At 38.9% G+C, this 19,292-nt stretch carries 19 protein-coding genes; 17 read left to right on the top strand and 2 right to left on the bottom strand.

Annotation, left to right across the window (positions count from 1 at the left end; genetic code table 11):
• The first annotated feature begins 47 nt into the window (after positions 1–47).
• The 15 genes from ACWF5P_RS10600 to ACWF5P_RS10670 all read left to right on the top strand — a co-directional run bounded on the left by ACWF5P_RS10600 (position 48) and on the right by ACWF5P_RS10670 (position 13,320).
• Complete coding sequence (locus ACWF5P_RS10600; protein WP_101221732.1) at positions 48–623, top strand: non-oxidative hydroxyarylic acid decarboxylases subunit B; 576 nt, start codon at positions 48–50, stop codon at positions 621–623.
• Positions 624–658: 35 nt separating this feature from the next.
• Entirely contained in the window at positions 659–1,120 is a 462-nt protein-coding gene (locus tag ACWF5P_RS10605) for a pyridoxamine 5'-phosphate oxidase family protein (protein ID WP_434169329.1), read from the top strand.
• A gap of 276 nt (positions 1,121–1,396) precedes the next feature.
• Positions 1,397–2,230, top strand: a complete 834-nt coding sequence (locus ACWF5P_RS10610; RefSeq protein WP_230176500.1) for an alpha/beta fold hydrolase — start codon at positions 1,397–1,399, stop codon at positions 2,228–2,230.
• A gap of 241 nt (positions 2,231–2,471) precedes the next feature.
• A complete protein-coding gene (locus tag ACWF5P_RS10615) occupies positions 2,472–3,158 on the top strand; it encodes a cyclase family protein (protein ID WP_434169330.1) in 687 nt (228 codons plus the stop codon).
• Positions 3,159–3,172: 14 nt separating this feature from the next.
• Positions 3,173–3,892, top strand: a complete 720-nt coding sequence (locus ACWF5P_RS10620; RefSeq protein ID WP_452444843.1) for a carboxymuconolactone decarboxylase family protein — start codon at positions 3,173–3,175, stop codon at positions 3,890–3,892.
• Positions 3,893–3,913: 21 nt separating this feature from the next.
• Positions 3,914–4,603 (top strand): 3-oxoacid CoA-transferase subunit A, encoded by a 690-nt coding sequence (locus ACWF5P_RS10625; RefSeq protein WP_434169332.1) that lies wholly within the window; start codon positions 3,914–3,916, stop codon positions 4,601–4,603.
• Positions 4,596–5,228, top strand: a complete 633-nt coding sequence (locus ACWF5P_RS10630; RefSeq protein WP_101221736.1) for a 3-oxoacid CoA-transferase subunit B — start codon at positions 4,596–4,598, stop codon at positions 5,226–5,228. The genes ACWF5P_RS10625 and ACWF5P_RS10630 overlap by 8 nt, the downstream gene beginning before the upstream one ends.
• Before the next feature lie 20 nt (positions 5,229–5,248).
• Positions 5,249–6,364 carry a muconate cycloisomerase family protein gene (locus ACWF5P_RS10635; protein WP_260357306.1) on the top strand — a complete coding sequence of 372 codons (1,116 nt, stop codon included), beginning with the start codon at positions 5,249–5,251 and terminating at the stop codon, positions 6,362–6,364.
• A gap of 75 nt (positions 6,365–6,439) precedes the next feature.
• Positions 6,440–6,778, top strand: a complete 339-nt coding sequence (locus tag ACWF5P_RS10640; RefSeq protein WP_048687694.1) for a DUF3870 domain-containing protein — start codon at positions 6,440–6,442, stop codon at positions 6,776–6,778.
• 4 nt (positions 6,779–6,782) lie between these two features.
• Entirely contained in the window at positions 6,783–7,976 is a 1,194-nt protein-coding gene (locus tag ACWF5P_RS10645) for an acetyl-CoA C-acyltransferase (RefSeq protein ID WP_434169333.1), read from the top strand.
• 27 nt (positions 7,977–8,003) lie between these two features.
• Positions 8,004–8,816: a dioxygenase family protein gene (locus tag ACWF5P_RS10650; RefSeq protein WP_434169334.1), complete on the top strand. Its 813-nt coding sequence runs from the start codon at positions 8,004–8,006 to the stop codon at positions 8,814–8,816.
• Between the two features lie 195 nt (positions 8,817–9,011).
• The gene (locus ACWF5P_RS10655) at positions 9,012–10,379 is read left to right on the top strand and encodes an MFS transporter (RefSeq protein WP_101221740.1); all 1,368 of its coding nucleotides are present in this window, start codon (positions 9,012–9,014) and stop codon (positions 10,377–10,379) included.
• Between the two features lie 217 nt (positions 10,380–10,596).
• Complete coding sequence (locus ACWF5P_RS10660; RefSeq protein ID WP_260357312.1) at positions 10,597–11,943, top strand: MFS transporter; 1,347 nt, start codon at positions 10,597–10,599, stop codon at positions 11,941–11,943.
• A gap of 21 nt (positions 11,944–11,964) precedes the next feature.
• Positions 11,965–12,771, top strand: a complete 807-nt coding sequence (locus ACWF5P_RS10665) for a sugar phosphate isomerase/epimerase family protein (protein ID WP_157830963.1) — start codon at positions 11,965–11,967, stop codon at positions 12,769–12,771.
• Positions 12,772–12,918: 147 nt separating this feature from the next.
• Positions 12,919–13,320, top strand: a complete 402-nt coding sequence (locus tag ACWF5P_RS10670; protein WP_434169335.1) for a YybH family protein — start codon at positions 12,919–12,921, stop codon at positions 13,318–13,320.
• 227 nt (positions 13,321–13,547) lie between these two features.
• Here the strand turns inward: ACWF5P_RS10670 and ACWF5P_RS10675 are convergent, their stop codons facing one another.
• Both ACWF5P_RS10675 and ACWF5P_RS10680 read right to left on the bottom strand, forming a co-directional pair.
• Complete coding sequence (locus ACWF5P_RS10675; protein ID WP_434169336.1) at positions 13,548–14,981, bottom strand: aldehyde dehydrogenase family protein; 1,434 nt, start codon at positions 14,979–14,981, stop codon at positions 13,548–13,550.
• A gap of 28 nt (positions 14,982–15,009) precedes the next feature.
• Positions 15,010–16,644 (bottom strand): acetolactate synthase large subunit, encoded by a 1,635-nt coding sequence (locus ACWF5P_RS10680; RefSeq protein WP_434169337.1) that lies wholly within the window; start codon positions 16,642–16,644, stop codon positions 15,010–15,012.
• 476 nt (positions 16,645–17,120) lie between these two features.
• Here ACWF5P_RS10680 and ACWF5P_RS10685 point away from each other — a divergent pair, with 476 nt between their 5' ends.
• Entirely contained in the window at positions 17,121–17,498 is a 378-nt protein-coding gene (locus ACWF5P_RS10685) for a hypothetical protein (protein ID WP_434169338.1), read from the top strand.
• A gap of 853 nt (positions 17,499–18,351) precedes the next feature.
• The gene (locus tag ACWF5P_RS10690) at positions 18,352–19,275 is read left to right on the top strand and encodes an alpha/beta hydrolase (protein WP_427572812.1); all 924 of its coding nucleotides are present in this window, start codon (positions 18,352–18,354) and stop codon (positions 19,273–19,275) included.
• Positions 19,276–19,292: the final 17 nt, after the last annotated feature.

The following is a 19,292-nucleotide window of genomic DNA, read 5'->3' on the forward strand; positions in this document are numbered from 1 at the left end:
GTTTCCATAAAGTTTCGATTCGATGACTAATGTAAGGAGGGGAATTAATGAAAATCATTGTTGGAATAACAGGAGCGACTGGAGCCATTTTCGGAATTAGGATTCTTCAGATGCTTAAAAGCAGTGAAGTGGAGACCCATTTAATCATGTCCCCGTGGGCACATGCCACCATTCAACATGAAACATCATATTCTGTTAAAGAAGTGGAGGGATTAGCTGATCATTCCTATTCTTACAAAGATCAAGCAGCAAGAATTTCAAGTGGATCGTACCGGGTTGATGGCATGATCGTAGCACCTTGCAGTATGAAAACACTAGCTTCCATTCGCATGGGGCTAGCGGATAATTTATTAACGCGATCTGCTGACGTCATGTTGAAAGAAAGAAAAAAATTATTACTAATGACTAGAGAAACCCCTCTGAATACGATTCATTTGGAGAATATGACGGCGCTTTCCAAAATGGGGACCATTATATTCCCTCCGATGCCAGCCTTTTATAATCATCCTGAGAATGTTAACGATATCATTGATCATCTGGCTTATCGTGCGTTAGATCAATTTGAAATCGATACTCTCGGTGCGAAACGGTGGGACGGAATGAAATATCGCACCAAAATATAACAGATTACTAGGGAATTAAAGAAAAAGGTGAAAAAATGAATGGGATGAAAATGCCAGAAGAGATATTCGACTTGTTAAATGGTAAAGAACTTGTCGATAAGCAGCATGAAGCCATGATGCTGTTAACGATAAGTGAAGAAGGATGGCCGCATACTGCAATGATTAGCGTAGGTGAGATCGTAGCGGTAAGCCGGAAGGAATTAAGGATTGGCCTATGGCCGGATACTTCGACTACAGCCAATGTCATTCGTACCCATAAAGCTACACTGGTTTTGTTTTGGAAAGGTAAAGCACAATATATTCGCCTTTCATTAGAGAGATTAAAAGAACTGCCATATGTCCAATATAAAAGAGTAAGATTCCACGCCCAAATAGTAGAGGCACGGGAGGATATGGCTAAGTATGCTGAAATACGCTCTGGAATTAAAATCGACTTGAAAAACCCTAAAGAAGTTGTTGAACGTTGGAGTGAGACCATAGGGGATCTCCTTCAATAAAATTCCCAGGTACCGACTTTAAGTTACTGAGAAATCTAAATTATCAAATAATAATTGTAAAAATCAGAACTTCATGTAAAATGGAATCATTACATGTATTTATAACTTGCCTATTCATTAACCATTAAAAAAAGCCCTTTTTTAATGAAAATTAATGAACTGACTGGCTATCTTAATTTCTCGATCAAGTTACCTTGATGGTGAAGTTAAGATAGCTTTTTTTATTAAATATGCTGGCTGATTTATGTTAATAACCATGAAATGGGGAATGTCACTATGGAAATGTATGTAAAGGAATTGGGGAACAAAAGGATTCAAATTGCAGATTATCCTGGAGAGAAAGGGCCAATCATCGCCATACATGGTTTAACGGGTAATCATAAGCAAATGCATTATTATGCAGAAATGTTAAAAGGCGAGTACAGAGTCATCTCGATTGACCTAAGAGGGAGGGGAAATAGTTCGAGGGCAGATGTACAGTCTTCACTTTTTAAACATGCAGAAGATGTAATTGAGTTAATTCAAGAATTAAAGGTTGAAAATCCGATTTTGATAGGGTATTCAATGGGAGCCTTCATCTCAAGCGTTGTAGCAAGCAAATTAACCTCGGTACAGGCCTTGATATTATTGGATGGTGCGGCCATTTCCTCTCAACAACAAAGGGACATCGTACAACCATCACTAGGCCGATTAAGTAAAGAATATGAATCTCAGGAAAGTTATATTGCTGAAATTAAGGAAATCTATAGCCGTTTGGGTATCAAATGGACGGATCACCTGCAAAGTGTGGCGGAGTATGAGGTTCATGAAGTGGATGGTCACTGGGAGAATAAATCATCAGAAGATAGCATTCTTAGGGATTTTGATAGTTTTTATTCTTTTGTCCCTAAAGAGATTTGTAGACAAATTTCCTGTAAAACGTTATTGGTGTATGCCAGTGGGAAAATAGGGGAATTTCCTCCATTATTTTATGAAGAAGCCTATGCTGATACGAAGAAATATACGCCTGATATCGAAATGATCGTTTCTACATGTAATCACTATACAATGGTGTTTGAAAATAGAGTGGAGATTAATGAAGGAATAAAATCTTTTTTAAAACGAATTTGATTTTTTGCAGTTATTTTTAAAAAAAGATATTGAAATTAACAGAAAATAGTGTAATATTAAGAATATATAAAAAACTTAATTATTGCCTATTCATTAGCTATTAAAAAATAACCTTTTTTAATAACAACTAGTGAACAACTGGCTACCTTAAACACCTGCTGTCATTTATTGATAGTAATGTTTAGGGTAGCCATTTTTGTCGTGATAATGTAAACGCTTAATGAATTTGGGGGTTTTATGGTTGAAAATCATTGATTTAACATTGGAACTTTACGATGGTCTAGTTACAAATATTGATTTACCTGCAATAGGCATTAAAGATGAACCTCTTGAACAAAAGGGGAAATCTGATTCACTTCCTAGAGGATACCGTTCCAAGTTGATTTCTTTTTCTGACCATAGTGGGACTCATGTCGATGTGCCTTCACATTACTTTGAAAACGGGGAGTCGGTTGAAAACATCAATCTGAAGAATATGTTTGGTGATGCCCTCATACTGGATGTAAGCATGTTAAAAGCGACACATGAACCGGTTACGAAAGCTTTACTTGAAGAGGCGGAACGCAGGCAGGGGGTGTATGTAGAAAAAAACGATATCGTCCTCATCAGGACATGGGGGAAATCATGGGGGGAAGAAGGCTTTTTTGAAGCGCAGGCCTTAGATGATAGTGTGGCCCAATGGTTTATTGAAAAGCAAATACATATTGTCGGTTTGGATTTGCCCAATGCCGATTTGAACCAGGACTCAGAAAGCGGAATTCATCAAAAATTACTGAACCATGATATATATATCGTTGAAAATCTAGTGAATCTTGAAAAATTACCTAAGCATTCTCGCTTTCTTTTTTTCGGGATCCCTTTAAAACTAAAAAATGCAACAGCCTCACCTATAAGGGCACTTTCGATACTTGATTCACAATTAATATAAAGAGGTGCAGACGAATGAGCGAGGGATTATTGTATTTCAAAGAAGTTTATGATGTTGTACCAGGCTGGGTGAAAAAAATGCACGATTATAGCCCCTATGCACTTGATCACTATACCAACTTACGCAGTAACATCATGCAAGAGGGAGCCTTGACGAAGAAGGAGAAAGATATATTACTGGTAGGCATGAATGCTGCGAGGTTGTATGAACGAAGTATGGTTTACCATACAAAAGGGGCAATCGATGGCGGGGCAACATTACCTGAACTGGTGGAATATCTAATAGTTTCATACTTATATAACGGAACAGAAGCATTAAAAACAGGAATGAAGTCTTTGGAGTATGCTCTTACACTTAAAGGCATTCGATATCCCGAAATAAGTGGCCATCAAGGAACAGCAGAAGAAATCCTGCTTTATATGATTGAACTATTAGGGGATGAGGAGACGGGATTCGTCTCGAATGTTTTGAAACTGGTTAAATCGGAAGACCAAAACTCCCTCAAAGATTATATATTAAGTGATTCAGTGGTTTCAAAAAGGCTAAAACATCTCCTGATGACAGGAATATTCATTACAGAATTAAAAGGGGAACAGGTTGGGGAATGGATGGAGGCGGCAAGGTTAAATGGAGCCTCGGAAGAACAATTAGCTGAAGTGGGTCTAATTTGCTTATTGACTGCTGGAATACCTGCTTGGTTTGAGGCAAGTGATTCATTGATTGAAAATAAGTAACGTGAGATTGGTGGGGAAAACATGACGAAAGTACATCAAGATATAGAAGCAGCTTTATCTTGTGTGAAGAACGGTCATACATTAATGGTAGGTGGATTTGGCTTGATCGGTGCCCCTCTTACATTAATAGATGGTTTGGCCAAAAAGGATGTAGCAGGCTTGACGGTAATCAGTAACAATTTAGGCGAGAAAGGAAAAGGGCTGGGAGTTCTCCTAAGCCAGAAGAAAATAAAAAAGGCGATTGGTTCTTATTTTACAAGCAATCGTGAAATTGGGGAGTTTTACCAACGTGGGGAAATTGAATTAGAACTATTACCACAGGGGACATTAGCGGAATCCATTCGTGCTGGCGGTGCTGGCATAGGCGGTTACTATACGAAAACGGGTGTAGGGACCGATTTAGCTAAAGGAAAAGAAGAAAGGGAAATAAATGGGGCTACATATATTTTTGAACCTGCCATAAGAGCAAATGTAGCTTTGATCAGGGCATGGAAGGCAGATACACTTGGTAATCTTGTTTATTATAAAACGGCTCGAAACTTTAATCCGGGAATGGCAACAGCTGCAGATGTCGTAATTGCGGAAGTGGATGAGATAGTTGAACCTGGAGAACTCTCGCCAGAAGAGATTGTAACACCGCATCTATTCGTCGATGGAATTATTAAGGCAAAGAAAATCCTGACGAAGGAAGGTGTCAAAGTTTATGAGTGACAAAGAATTAATGCAAAATATGATAGCAAGACGCGCGGCAAAAGAATTGACGGGTCCTTGTATAGTGAACCTTGGAATCGGGATTCCGACCTTGGTTGCAAAGTACATTGATGATGAAAATGTTTTTTTCCATACGGAAAATGGATTATTGGGAGTTGCTGATGTAGAGGAAGATGAAATCGATCCCAATTTAGTTAATGCAGGCAAGTTGCCAGTAGGGGAATCGATTGGTGCATCATTCTTTAATAGTGCTGAATCGTTTGCAATGATCCGTGGAGGGCACATTGATGTTGCCATCTTAGGTGTTTTGCAGGTAGGTCAAACCGGGGAAATTGCAAATTGGGCGGTACCAGGCAAGAATATCATGGGTGTTGGAGGAGCGATGGACCTGTTGGTTGGCGCCAAAAAAGTGATCGTGACCATGACACATACAAGTAAGGAAGGTAAAAGTAAAGTTTTAAATGAATGTACCTACCCGATTACTTCCACTAGAAGCGTTGACTTGATCATCACCGAGTTGGCAGTCTTTGAAGTAATTGAAAAACAGTTGAAATTGATTGAATTAATGCCAGGTATAACGATCGAAGAAGTAAGAGCAAAAACAGAAGCGGATTTTATCTATTAAATGTTAAAAAGGTGGATTAAATGAAAATACGTTCAGTTGATGTATACATTATTGATTTACCCACAATTCGTCCTCATCAGCTTGCCATGCATACGATCGTGGAACAAACGATCATTCTTGCCCGTGTCATGGATGAAGAGGGTGCGGAAGGTTGGGCGGAAGTGGCGACAATAGGCGGGGCTTCATATGGTGAGGGGACGCCTGAGGCGATCAAAGTGAATATTGATACATATATCGCCCCGCTTATCATTGGAAAAAACCCCGTCCATTACGACAAAATCATGCATGAAGTTTCACTAAATGTTAGAGGAAACAATTTTGCGAAGGCTGTCGTTGAATCAGCCATGGTGGATTTAGTAGCCAGAAGGAGAAACATCCCCGCTTATGAATTATTCGGAGGACAAATTCATAAATCATTGCCAGTGGCATGGACTTTGGCAAGTGGGGATACGAGTAAAGATATCGAAGAAGCGAAAGAATCCTTACACCAAAAACGTCATAATATCTTTAAATTGAAAATTGGCAAAGGTAATCCATATAAGAATGTGGAGCATGTATTGAAAATTATTGAAGCCGTGGGAGATCAAGCACGCATTACTGTTGATGTTAATCAAGCATGGGATGAAACAACGGCTATTTATTGCATTGAAGCTTTACAGGAAGGCGGGGTTTCCATGGTCGAACAGCCGCTGCCAGCTTGGGATAATGAAGGGATGTCAAGATTGACCAATCGTTTTAAGGTCCCGATCATGGCCGATGAATCATTGAATTCATTACAAGATTCATTCCAAATAGCTAAACATAGGGCAGGTAATTCCTTCGCCTTGAAAATATGTAAACATGGAGGGATGACCCAAACGAAAAAGGTGGCTGCGATTGCTGAAGGTGTAGGCTTTGGTTTGTATGGAGGAACGATGATTGAATCATCATTAGGAACGGCCATTTGTGCACAACTTTATTCAACCATTCCAAAATTTGAATTCGGTACAGAATTATTTGGACCGTTACTTTTCAAAGAAAATATTACGCTAAACGAAATAAAATATGAGAATTATGAAATAATCATCCCGGATGGTCCAGGATTTGGCATGGAGATGGATATGGAAAAGGTAAAACATTTTTCAAGAGGTCTTTAATTAATATAAACTGGAATGGGGATTATGTAACACCCACTGGTTTATGCAAGTAATCTTGAGAGGATGTAGTTTTATATGGGACAGCCAACATTATTAATCACGGCCTATGCGAAGGCACCGCAAAATACGAGCATGTATGAAAATTATAAATACGCTGGGATGGTACTGGAAATTCACAAAGAAAGTCACATAATCATTAATGCAGAATTTACGTTTTTAACAACTTTGGCCCAGGATTTTTTTAAGCGAATGATAGTTGGTTTTGATTTTAGTAAAGATATTGATTCTTTAATAGAGAATATTAAAACGGACTTTTTAGCTCCATCGCAGCAGTCTGTGATTGTTGCCCTGAAAATAGCTCACCAAAGATATAAGGATAGTTTAGAAGAAAGAAATAAAAATAGCAGGAGGTAGAAAATTGAGCAATGTAGTAATAATAGACTCGGTTCGCACCGCTATAGGGAAATTAGGGGGAGCATTGGAGAATGTTCCTGCCGATTTCCTGGCAGCTGCTGTCCTTGATGAAGTTATCAAGAGAGCGGATATTCCTAAAGAGAGTATTGATGAAGTGATTATGGGACAAGCCAAACAAAGTTCAGACGCGTCAAATTTGGCAAGAGTTGCATCACTCCGGGCAGGTTTTCCTGTAGAAGTACCAGGTTATACCGTACACAGACAATGCGGATCCGGCATTCAAGCGATCAATTCTGCCAGTCAACAAATTCAATGCGGATTTGGGGATGTAATCATTGCAGGCGGAGCGGAATCAATGAGCACGGCCCCATACTATATGAGAAATATCCGTTTTGGATTGAAATCAGGGAATGGACAGTTATTGGATCCGAATACGGAAAGCCAGCCAGGTTCACAGCCCGTTGAAGATTACGGGATGTTAACGATGGGAATGACAGCAGAAAATCTGGCTGAAAAATATTCCATTTCAAGGACTGAACAAGATGAATTTGCTTTAAGGAGCCAAGAAAATGCAAAACGGGCAATTTCTACTGAAATATTTACGAAAGAAATCGTTCCGTATCAAATTAAAACGAAAAAAGGGTTAATGGAATTTAATGTGGATGAGCACCCAAGAGAAACCAGTCTGGAAAAGCTGGCTAATTTAGAACCGGTTTTCAAGAAGAATGGAACGGTAACCGCTGGAAATAGTAGTGGAAGAAATGATGGTGCATCCGCTCTGATACTTATGTCGGAAGAAGCAGCAAAAAGGCGTGGTAAAAAGCCGAAAGCAAGAGTGATTGCTCAAGCGGCAGCAGGCGTATCACCAAATTTCATGGGGCTTGGGCCTGTCAACTCCACCTTGAAAGCGCTTCAAATGTCAGGGTTGAAACTGAATGATATTGATTTAATTGAACTGAACGAAGCCTTTTCTGCACAAGCTTTGGCAGTAATCAAAGAATTGAAGCTTGATATGAATAAGGTGAATCCTAATGGCGGTGCCATTGCCATGGGACATCCAATTGGTGCCACTGGAGCAATTTTAGCAACCAAATTGATACATGAGTTAGAAAGAACCGGAAAAAGATATGGGCTAATCACATTATGTATAGCAGGTGGATTAGGAATCAGTACCATCATTGAAAATCAACAAATATAAAAACTTTAAAAAATTGGAGGAAGTATTATGAAGAATCAAAAAGTAATCGACGTTTATAATGGATTGGTAGTTAAATTCAAGGAATTAGTTAGCGAATACGAAATTGATCACAATGAATATCAAGCTCTTGTTGATTGGATGGATCAATTAGGCAGGGCAGGGGAAATTCCGTTATTTATGGATGTTTTCTTTGAAACTCATGCACTTCAGGAAATGTATAAAAGTGTAAAAGGAACGGAACCTACTATTCTAGGACCTTATTACATAGAAAATACGCCAGTCGTTCAAAATCCCGGAGTGTTGCCACAACGTGAAAATGAACCAGGTGACGTCCTTTACTTTTCAGGATCTGTTAAAGATGTTAATGGAAATCCGTTGTCAAATACCAAAATAGATATGTGGCAGGCTGATACAAACGGTGAATACTCATACTTCGCTGAAGGTATTCCAGATGATAATTTACGTGGTGCTTTTTATACGGATGCGAATGGTAATTTTGAAATAAAAACAGTTGTACCAGGTAATTATTCAATTCCAACAGATGGACCTTCTGGTCAATTCTTAAAGTGGATTGATCATCATTCATTTCGTCCAGCACATTTGCATCTCTTATTCCAACCGGAAAATGGCGATAGATTAGTAACACAAATATATTTTGAAGGCGATGAATATTTAGAAAATGATGTTGCACAAGGTGTTCGCGGAAGCTTAATTACAAAGTTAGAAAAACATTCCGGTGCAGAAAAAGGATTGAAAAATGATTATTATACGGCTCATTTAGATTTTGAACTTAGATTACAAGATAAACCTGTTTTCAATAAGGCTGTCGTGAAAAACTAATCATCGATAAGAATATACATGTGAAGATTTTCTAAGAAGGATTTTGTTCCCTTAGGTAATAAGAATACTAAAGATGCTTTGTTAATGGGCAATTCCAATGAATATTATCTGATTCTTCCGATTATTTTCCGGGTTTCTATTTTAGAACTCGGAAAATACATTCGAAACCGATATTTTTATGATGGGAGGCGGAAAATGCGTAGTGTAGTAGCTTCGGATATCATTGCTGTCAGTAAATTTAACCGCTTTCATTTACTTGTTTTTCTTTGGTGTTTTTATGCCATCGCTTTCGACGGGTATGAAATAGCCATGTATGGTGTGGGTTTGCCTTGGATGATGGAAGAGTGGGATTTAACTTCCATTCAGGCGGGGGCAGTCGGCAGTTATTCCTTATTCGGCATGATGATTGGCGCCCTGATTTTAGCACCGATCGCAGATAAATATGGCCGGAAGAATGTTCTCGTCATTTGTATGATTTTGTTCAGCGTATTTACCTTGGGGGCAGGGATTGCACCCAACCTCACATGGTTCACAGTAATGCGTTTCATTGCTGCAATTGGAATGGGAGCATTAATGCCCAATGTTATATCGCTAATGACTGAATATTCCCCAAAACAAAATCGGGCCATCATTGTAGCTGCGATGTATTGTGGCTATTCAATCGGTGGAATCATGGCATCATTAGTGGGTATGTATATCATTCCTTATACGGATTGGCGTGTATTATACTTTATTGGAATTTTGCCATTACTTACACTTCCAATATTCATGAAGCAGTTTCCTGAATCCCTTTCCTACTATTTAGCAAAGAAGGAAATTGGGAAGGTTGTTGAAATCCTCAATAAAGTCAAACCAGAAGGGGATTTTAAAGAAACAGACGATTTCAGGCTTAGTGAAGCTGAACAGAGGGGAAAAGGATCTCCAGTAAAAAAACTATTCACGAACAAACGGGCATTCAGTACGGTTTCCATATGGGTGGCTGTGTTCTGTACATTGATGATGGCTTACGGATTAAATACATGGCTTCCAAAAATGATGCAGGATTCCGGATTCAGTATCACCTCAAGCCTTTCATTTAACCTGGTTTTGTGCCTTGGTCAAATTGGAGGTTCCTTAGTAGGCGGTTATTATGCTGGAAAAATGGGACATCGTAAAATTCTTGTTACACTATTCTTATTAGGGGCCGTTACCTTTGTCGCATTGAGCGCTACGACTAATAACATCGGGGTATATTTACTGATTTTTATGGGGGGTGCCTGTACTGTTGGTGCCATGAACTTAGCCAATCCGTATATCACAGAATATTACCCCCGTGAAATCCGTACGACGGGTATGGGCTATTCGCAAGCTATCGGCAGGATTGGCTCAATTCTCGCTCCCACTTTAATTGCCTTTCTTTTGTCAACAGGCATGGATCCGAAGGTGGCTTTTGCTACATTTGCCCTGCCAAGTATCATCGCAGCGGTCGGTTATATTCTGGTCCAAGAAAAACATGGATCTTTTGACAGGGTAGTCAAGGAGGACAATGAAGAGGTAGAATCAGAGAAGACTGTAACTATTTAAAGAAATGATTCACAATTCGGAATATAATCCCCTTAGTTGTTTAACATTGCAGCAAGGGGATCTGCAATTCAATGGTTCTAGGGGCTGCTCTTGAAAATATTAAACTCATGTTGTAAGTAAAGGAAGGAAACATATTGGCATTTATAAAATTTCAATAAAATTAAAATTTAGTAGAACGATGTACTAATATTGGGCATTAGGTTAAGGGGGAAAAATATTGAGCTCAGAATTAAAGGCAATAATAGAAGATCGCACATCGGAACCGGTAACTGACAGATCAAAAAAAGGAAAACAGAAAACTGTTCGATGGTTCATCTTATTTCTAATTGCTTTAGTCACGTGTATTAATTACATCGACCGTGCCATCATTTCGCTTGCTGCTCCGAATATTCAAGCCGATTTACATATTGATCCGGCTATGATGGGAATCATATTTTCCGTATTTGGCTGGAGCTATACCTTCTCCATGCTATTTAGCGGCTACTTTCTTGATAGATTCGGTCCTCGAAAGGTATACACGGTTTCCCTCGTTTTATGGTCTGTATTTACATTCATGGTAGGAACCGCGAAAAATATATCGTCACTTATTACATATCGCATAGGACTGGGTGCCTTTGAATCTCCCTCCATACCTACTAATGCCTGGTGTGTATCCGAGTGGTTTCCTAAAAAAGAACGTGCTACTGCTGTAGGGATTTATACGGGTACCCAATATATTGGGTTAGCCTTCCTGACTCCAGTTTTTACTTGGATCATCATAACCTTCGGATGGAATTACCTTTTTTATATCGCCGGAATCATAGGGATTCTTATTGGATTTGTTTGGTATGGATTCTATCGGAACCCTAGGGAACATATGCGGATTTCCCAGGAAGAGCTAAACTATATCAAAGAAGGCGGAGGGATGATCGGAACTGAAGAGAAGCATCCTTTCTCCTGGAACCGAATAGGCCAACTGCTTAAACACCGTCAAATTTGGGGAATGTTCATCGGGCAATTTTCCATTCAAACTACTTTGTTTTTCTTTATGACTTGGTTTCCATCCTACTTGATCGATGAAAAGGGAATGACGATGTTGAAAACTGGAATTTATGCGAGTATTCCTTACATCGTAGCCATATTAGGAACCCTCATTGGCGGCCGATGTTCCGATTGGATGCTGACACGCGGGGTATCAACAGGAATGGCACGTAAACTTCCCATCATTGTCGGATTGTTACTGTCTTGTTTGATTCTTGGAGGGAATTATACGGATTCACCAAACATAGTCATCACCTTTATGGCGATAGCATTCTTTGGACAGGGGATGGCATCAACAGTTACCGGAGCACTTTTAGCTGATATTGCCCCGAAAGGAATGGTAGGCCTAACGGGTTCCTCACTATATTTTGTAGCAAACATTGGAGGGGCATTATCTCCGTTAATCGTCGGTTTAATCATTAGTGCGACACATTCTTATGCAGCAGCGTTAACCTTTATATCCGTAGTGGCCCTAATTGGCGCTTTTGCTTATATCTTCCTTCTCGGAAAAGTACAGCGTATAGAAATCACAATGAAAAAATAAAAAGAGAAAGGCGGAATTACATTGAAACTGAGTTTATGCACTACAGGATTTAAAGAATGGGACATAGAGGAAATAATAAATTGGCTGCTTCCGTTGCAAGCGGATGTTAAAGGACTTGAATTATGGAATAAACATATAGAACGATTTCAGGAGAAGCATGGACCACTGGACAAGTTAGCCAAATTACTTGAAAATAATGATTTACAAATACCATCCATTAGTGGATATACGACTTTTTCGAAACTCTGGAACCAAAAAGAACATCAAAACGAAATCAATCAAGCAAGAAAATTGTTAGATATGGCCCATCAATTGAACTGCCCATTAATACGGACTTTCGCAGGACATATAGCATCAAGGAATGCCTCACCGGAGCAATGGTCGGAAACGGCTACCGAATTAAATAAATTAGGGCAAATGGCCGATCTCTATGGAGTGGATGTAGCAATAGAAATTCACTATGACTCTTTTGCTGATAACCTCGAAGCCATTCAAAAGCTTTTAGAAGATATTGACCATCCACGGATAAAACTGATTTTCGATGGTGCTAACTTATACGTTGATCAATTGAATCCGAAGGAGGTATTGGAATCCATCTTCCCCCATGTCAGCCATGTACATTTAAAAAATTATCACTACAATCATAAAGAGCGATATAAAAACAAACCAGCCCCCATTTTTAGTGGGGATGTTGACAATATTCGCTTACTCGAAGAATTGAGAAAGCGGAATTATACAGGCTTTGTTTCTCTGGAATATTTCGGTCAGGAAGGAATGCCTAACTTGCTTGCCTCATTAGAACAATGGAAACAGCAACTGACATATTGATTTCTTTACGTTTTTTAGCTGAAAGATATACGATTGGATATCAACTTTTATTTAAAATCTTCTTGAGCAGGATATTCCATCATGACAGTCGAACATCAATTGGTATAAGAGCGGTCCAATTAAAAGAAGCTGAATAGGATGGTGAATATGCAGAATCATGAGCTGGAACAAATCATAAAAAATGCGGACAGGGCAATAAATAATGAGAATTTCGATCATTTAATGGAGTTCTATTCAGAGGATGCAACTTTAGTTGTCAAACCTGGAACATTTGCAAAAGGGAAAGCGGAAATCCGTCGGGCATTCATTGCTATCGCTGAATACTTTAACCATAGTTTAATCGTCAATCAAGATAAGATGGCAATAATCGAAACGGGTGATACGGCATTGGTTGTGGCAAAAGCCCAGCTAAGTGCCAATCAAAAGGAAGATTCCGAATTCTCTATGGAAAGAACCGCGACATATGTATTTAAAAAAGATTCCACCGGTACATGGCGCTGTATAATCGACAACTCTTATGGTGCTGAAATAATTGAAGAATTGAAGTAATAAGTGAAAGCTGCCGTATTTGGTGGCTTTTTATCTTTTACAACTAGATTACATCTGTATGTAAAAAATCGCCTATGTATAGAAGTGATGATGAAATGAAGAAATGACTGTACCCAATAAAAAGAACAACGGCTACAATCAAAACATAAATTTACGACAAAAAAAGAAGACGAAATCTTTAAGATATCGCCGTCTCATATAATAAGGGTTTATAATTTTCCCTATGTTCAATTGTCGCTTATTTTAAAGCTGATAAACTTCTGCTCCATCATTTCTTGCATCGCATATTTGACGCCTTCTCGGCCAACTCCGCTGTCCTTCCAGCCACCATAAGGCATATTATCAATTCGGTAAGTTGGGATATCATTGATTACGACTCCACCTGTTTCCAAGCGTTCCGCCGCATAAAAAGCTCGTTCTATACTCGGAGTCATCACTCCTGAGTTCAATCCGTAACGCGAATCATTTGCATCATTGATGGCATCATCCAGCGTATCGAATGGGAAAATGCAGACAATTGGACCAAATACTTCGAAACGAAATACCTTTGAGTCACGATTTACATTGGTTAAAACGGTAGGCAAAAGTACATTGCCTTCCACTGTACCGCCGCACTCAATTTTTGCTCCTTCCTGTACTGCCTCGTCAATCCAACTTTGTAATCGTTCCAATGATTTTTTTGAAATAACCGCTGTAATATTTGTATTTTCGTCCAGTGGGGAACCGATGACAAGCTGTTTTGTTGTACTTACGAATCGATTTAAAAATTGTTGGTATAGTGATTTGTGGACATAAATTCGTTGAATCGAGATACACACCTGACCATTATTCGTAAATGAACCCATCACACTTCTTTGAATGATTTTATCGATGTCGACTCCTTCATCAATGATGAACGGCGAATTAGATCCGAGTTCAAGGGTAAGCTTACGGAAGCCTGCCTGCTGCTGGATAAGGTGTCCGACCTCTACACTGCCTGTAAAAGTCACTTTTTTTACATGTGGATGGGTCGTCAATGCTTCACTTAAAACATCCCCTTTGCCCGGTATGATGTTCAATACTCCATCTGGCAACCCTGCTTCTTTAAAAATATCGGCAAGAACCAGTGAACTCAACGGGGTTTGTTCGGCAGGTTTTAACACAATCGAGTTTCCAGCCGCAATAGCTGGACCAACTTTATGTGCGACCAGATTAAAGGGAAAGTTAAATGGGGTAATCGCAGTAACGACGCCAATCGGGGTGCGAACCGTGAAGCCAAAACGGTTTACCCCGCCAACTGCCGCATCCATCGGGATTTGTTCTCCATAATTGTTCTTGGACGCTTCTGCAGCAAAACGATAGGTCTGAACCGTACGATTCATTTCTTCACGAGCATTTCGAATCGTTTTCGCCGCCTCTAGAGAAATGATTTTCGCAAGCTCTTCACTGCGTTCTTCCATGATTGCTGCAGCTTTAAATAAAATTTCTGCTCGTTCATGAGCCGGGTAGGATCGGTATTTCTGAAAAGCGGCATTTGCCTCAACAATCGCTTCAATGGCATCCGCTGGTTCAGCCTGTCCGATTTGTGCAATTTCTTCATTTGTATGGGGATTGAATAAAGGCTCATACGATTTAGCCTCCCGCCATTTGCCACCGATCCACAATTGCCACTTTTTCTTCATTTGACATTCCTCCAATAATACATGCTCTTTATAATTTACAAATATAATCACCTAGTGTTTTCGATAACTTTACATTTTCCGAATAATCGACATCCACATCAATCAAGACAATTTCCTGACTCGAAATCGCTTCTTCTAATGCATGAAGCAATTCATCGGAGTGGGTTACTTTCACTCCTTTAACCCCAAAACTTTTTGCGAATCCTAAAAAGTCTGGATCTGTAAATTCAATCGCATTCGTACGATCAAATTTATTCAATTGCTTCCACTCGATAAGGCCAAATTTTGAATCATGGAAAATGACAATAACGAAGGCAAGACCCAGACGTTTGGCAGTTGCCAATTCAACCCCATTCATCAGAAATCCACCATCCCCTGTAACCGCAATGACAGGTTTATCAGGCTTTGCCAATTTGGCCGCAATGGCACCGGGAACCGCAATACCCATTGATGCAAAGCCATTAGAAATGATAGTGTGATTAGGCTTTTCCGGCTGATACATCCTGGCAATCCATAATTTATGGGCGCCCACATCCGAAATGACAATGGCATTCCCTTTTTCCGCCTTTTTTATATCGGCAATAATTCGCTGAGGGATGATAGGGCTTCCTGATACATCATCAGAAGAATGAAATTTTTCAATGATTTGAGACCTTAACTTTTTCACTTCTGGCCAAAGCTCCTTTTTTGCTACACCAGTAGTCAGGGCTTCAAGTGCCTCAGTAACATTTCCGATTAATTCAGCTTGAACGGGGTAATAGGCATCAATCTCAGCCGGTCGGGCATCAATATGAATAATCGGATTCATTGCCTCTACGTTCCAATATTTTGGCAAATACTCGACAAAATCATAGCCGACGGTGATAATAAGATCGGCCAAATCAAACCCGCATAGAACATAATCCCTTGCTTGCATCCCTACTGTAAAAAGGGTCAATGGATGGTCAGAAGGTAAAACTCCTTTGGCCATGAACGAATTAACAACGGGAATCTGCTTCTCTTCTGCAAATTTCCGTAAGGACTCAGCAGCTTCATCACGGACTACGCCATTACCAGCTAGAATAATAGGTCTTTTAGCGCGATTTATCAATTCGACAGCTTTTTTGATTTCTTCCTCGGCTGGGCGGGATCTAGGCGTTGGTGTAACCGGAAGTGGTTCACCTTCTGTATCCATCAGCGCCACATCTTCCGGGAGTTCTATATGAACAGCTCCTGGCTTTTCTATGACTGCAGTCTTAAATGCTTTACGGATAATTTCCGGAATCGTATGCGGCACCTTAATTTGTTGATTCCATTTCGTTACTTCCTCAAAAACCCCAATAATGTCCACATATTGATGTGACTCTTTATGAATTCGATCAAGGCCAGCCTGACCTGTAATCGCGACAACAGGGGAATAATCCAGATAAGCATTTCCTATACCTGTCAATAAATTAGTTGCACCCGGTCCCAATGTGCCCAAGCAGACGCCAGGCTTTCCAGTTAGCCGGCCATAGATGTCTGCCATAAAAGCTGCAGCTTGTTCATGATGAACCAAGATAAATTCAATGTCAGAATCTATTAGAGAATCAATAAGATCCGTATTTTCCTCACCAGGTATCCCAAAAATATACTGAACCCCTTCATTCTCTAAACACCTTACAAACAAATCAGATGCCTTCAAATTATTTCCACCTCGACTATTTCAATTTTATCTCCCTATATGTTGGCTTTGCCCACTAGAAATTATGTACTTGCGTATTATAAATAAATTCAGGATCATGTAAATTAACCTCAATAGTCATAATTAGGAGGGGGAATATGGAAGTCGTTTCTAATCTTTTTAATAAAATTTGACCGAAATCAGAAGCATCACGCCATACTACGAGGCGCTATTTTTTAGAAAAAGTCGTCCCGAATGTTTGGAAGTTTCGGTTGTAATCAAAATAGATAGTGGGAGAGCAAATGATTAGCTTTGAGGTTAATCATGAGCTGTTTGAGACGCTTTACATTCAGAGGGTAGAAGAACACCTAAAGTTGCACTGCTTCATTCATTTTCGATTAAAGGATTCTAAGTGATTTTTAATCAAACTTTTTTCAAAGAAACATATTATATGGATTATAGTTTTTTCAAGTCTAAACGGGAAAGGAAGAATGAGCATGAAAAAGTTTTTAATGAGTGTCGTAGCATTGGTAGCTGCGTTGTTGGTTCCTTCTTCTACATTTGCAAGTGGCTGGGATTACTTAGGAGAAGAAACTCTTTATTCTAATGGTGCTGAAAGTCATGTGTATACCTCTACTGGTGGAGATTATAAGATTTGTCGCGATCCTTACGTGGGTCCAGCAGGAAAGTTAAAAGTTGAATTATGGGAGTACGATCCTGATAGTTATAATGATCATGTAGGAACAAGATATATAGAACGAGGAAAATGTGGGTATTTCTGGGGTATTGGTAATTTTGTTGATGGTGGAAATGAAGCGGAATTTTTTACGAAATCAAGGACTGACAGTGATTTGCATTTAATCTTTTTTGATTAAATCACTAACTGAATGAAAAAAAACAGGTTGTACACTTGATTCCACTGGCTATCTAGAGTTAGCTTTTTGTGGATTTGAAAAAAGTTGTACTGTTTATAAAAAAGTCGTATTGTTTTGAAAAGAGTTTAACCGTATATTAATAAGAAAAACCGAAATGATCTAATTTCGGTTTATCTTAATGAACTAAAGGGGCAGGTTAGTTAAAAAAACGCTATTCTTTTTGTAGAAATATACAGAAAGGATGGCGTTTTTTATGAGTTTTTCTGTCACGAAATGAATCTTTATTTTCAAGAACTTCACGCCTATTTCTCTCTATCTTCTCTACAACAATTAGCTAAAGAAGTTGATTTTGTTCAACAAAGTAAATATCAAACGCAAGAATTTTCTATGGAAAGAACTGCGACATATGTATATAAAAAGGATTCCAAGGGTACATGGCGCTGTATAATCGACAACTCTTGTGGTGCTGAAATAATTAAAGAATTGAAGTAATAAGTGAAGGCTGCCGTATATGGTGGCTTTTTATTTTAAATTGTTATAACTTGCTTAGAAATATGAAAACTAGAATGGATAGTTGATGATGTTTAATTTAATAAGCAATTGAAGCTAATAAGAGTATTTGTATGCATGTTAGATTCAATAGACGGCTCATAACTCTATTTGTCATAAAAATAATTTTCCATGTAAAAAAATTTTAACACATTTTCTGGTTTAATAGATCTTTGCTATGACAATTTTGAGATTTCCCTTTTATTTTCTCCATTTTTCTTATCCTAATGTTCAAATTCCAATCTGGCACGCTGCTTGCAATTACTAGTAACGAAAGCTAATTAAAATTATTGGAGGTAGGGAAATGATAGAGCGTCAAATTCAATTTTATAGTGAAGGTTACAAATTAGATGGCACAGTGTATCTTCCAGACGATTATAAAAAAGGAGAAAAAAGACCGGCTATTATTCCGAATTCTGGATATCAAGGGTTTAATGAATTTTATCCAAAGTTATTTGCGAAAAATTTAACAGCGGCAGGTTATGTCTGCTTAGGATTTGATTATCGGAGCTTCGCAAAAAGTGAAGGTGAAGAAGGTCGCGTTATTTTGGATGAGCAGGTAGAAGATATTCAAAATGCGATAACATTCCTCTCCCTCCAGGAAGAAGTAGATTCAGATAGAATAGGATTAATAGGATGGGGTATGGGCGGTTCGAATGTGGTCCGTGTGGCCGCAAGAGACAAACGGGTTAAGGCAGTTGCAGCACTAAATGGTTTTTATAATGGCCAAAGATGGTTACGCTCTATTCATTCCTATGTTGAATGGAATGAAATCTTGAAAACGATTGAAAAAGATCGAGAACAACGGGTATTAACTGGGAAGTCCCAACTTGCAAGTACGTTTATTCATTATCCACTTGATCCGGCCACAGCGGATTATGTAGAAAAGGAACTGGCCGTTCTGTCCCCATTTGGTAAGCAGACAGTATTACAGTTTACAGACTCAATAATTAGCATGAACGCAGAAGAAGAAGTGAAAAATGTAACGGTGCCGCTTTTCATTGCCCATGGAAAAGAAAACTTATTACATCCACTTGATGAGGCAAATGAACTGTACGAAGCAGCAAATGAACCGAAAAAACTTTATATAATAAATGGTAAGCATAATGATTTCATGTATCATGAGCATGAAGTTTTCCAAGATTTAATTGAAACGCTTAAAGCTTTCTTTGGTGAAATTCTAATAAAAAAGGAAGAAAATATTAAAGTCATCCAAATGCAAGGGTAAAATAGATAATCGCGTGA

This window comes from Peribacillus sp. NPDC055009, assembly GCF_053608705.1.

Excerpts from the sequence above, each read along its gene's own strand:
- ACWF5P_RS10600 (WP_101221732.1), top strand. The coding sequence starts at position 48 with ATGAAAATCATTGTTGGAATAACAGGAGCGACTGGAGCCATTTTCGGA.
- ACWF5P_RS10605 (WP_434169329.1), top strand. The coding sequence starts at position 659 with ATGAATGGGATGAAAATGCCAGAAGAGATATTCGACTTGTTAAATGGT.
- ACWF5P_RS10610 (WP_230176500.1), top strand. The coding sequence starts at position 1,397 with ATGGAAATGTATGTAAAGGAATTGGGGAACAAAAGGATTCAAATTGCA.
- ACWF5P_RS10620 (WP_452444843.1), top strand. The coding sequence starts at position 3,173 with ATGAGCGAGGGATTATTGTATTTCAAAGAAGTTTATGATGTTGTACCA.
- ACWF5P_RS10625 (WP_434169332.1), top strand. The coding sequence starts at position 3,914 with ATGACGAAAGTACATCAAGATATAGAAGCAGCTTTATCTTGTGTGAAG.
- ACWF5P_RS10630 (WP_101221736.1), top strand. The coding sequence starts at position 4,596 with ATGAGTGACAAAGAATTAATGCAAAATATGATAGCAAGACGCGCGGCA.
- ACWF5P_RS10635 (WP_260357306.1), top strand. The coding sequence starts at position 5,249 with ATGAAAATACGTTCAGTTGATGTATACATTATTGATTTACCCACAATT.
- ACWF5P_RS10640 (WP_048687694.1), top strand. The coding sequence starts at position 6,440 with ATGGGACAGCCAACATTATTAATCACGGCCTATGCGAAGGCACCGCAA.
- ACWF5P_RS10650 (WP_434169334.1), top strand. The coding sequence starts at position 8,004 with ATGAAGAATCAAAAAGTAATCGACGTTTATAATGGATTGGTAGTTAAA.
- ACWF5P_RS10655 (WP_101221740.1), top strand. The coding sequence starts at position 9,012 with ATGCGTAGTGTAGTAGCTTCGGATATCATTGCTGTCAGTAAATTTAAC.
- ACWF5P_RS10670 (WP_434169335.1), top strand. The coding sequence starts at position 12,919 with ATGCAGAATCATGAGCTGGAACAAATCATAAAAAATGCGGACAGGGCA.
- ACWF5P_RS10675 (WP_434169336.1), bottom strand. The coding sequence starts at position 14,981 with ATGAAGAAAAAGTGGCAATTGTGGATCGGTGGCAAATGGCGGGAGGCT.
- ACWF5P_RS10685 (WP_434169338.1), top strand. The coding sequence starts at position 17,121 with ATGAAAAAGTTTTTAATGAGTGTCGTAGCATTGGTAGCTGCGTTGTTG.
- ACWF5P_RS10690 (WP_427572812.1), top strand. The coding sequence starts at position 18,352 with ATGATAGAGCGTCAAATTCAATTTTATAGTGAAGGTTACAAATTAGAT.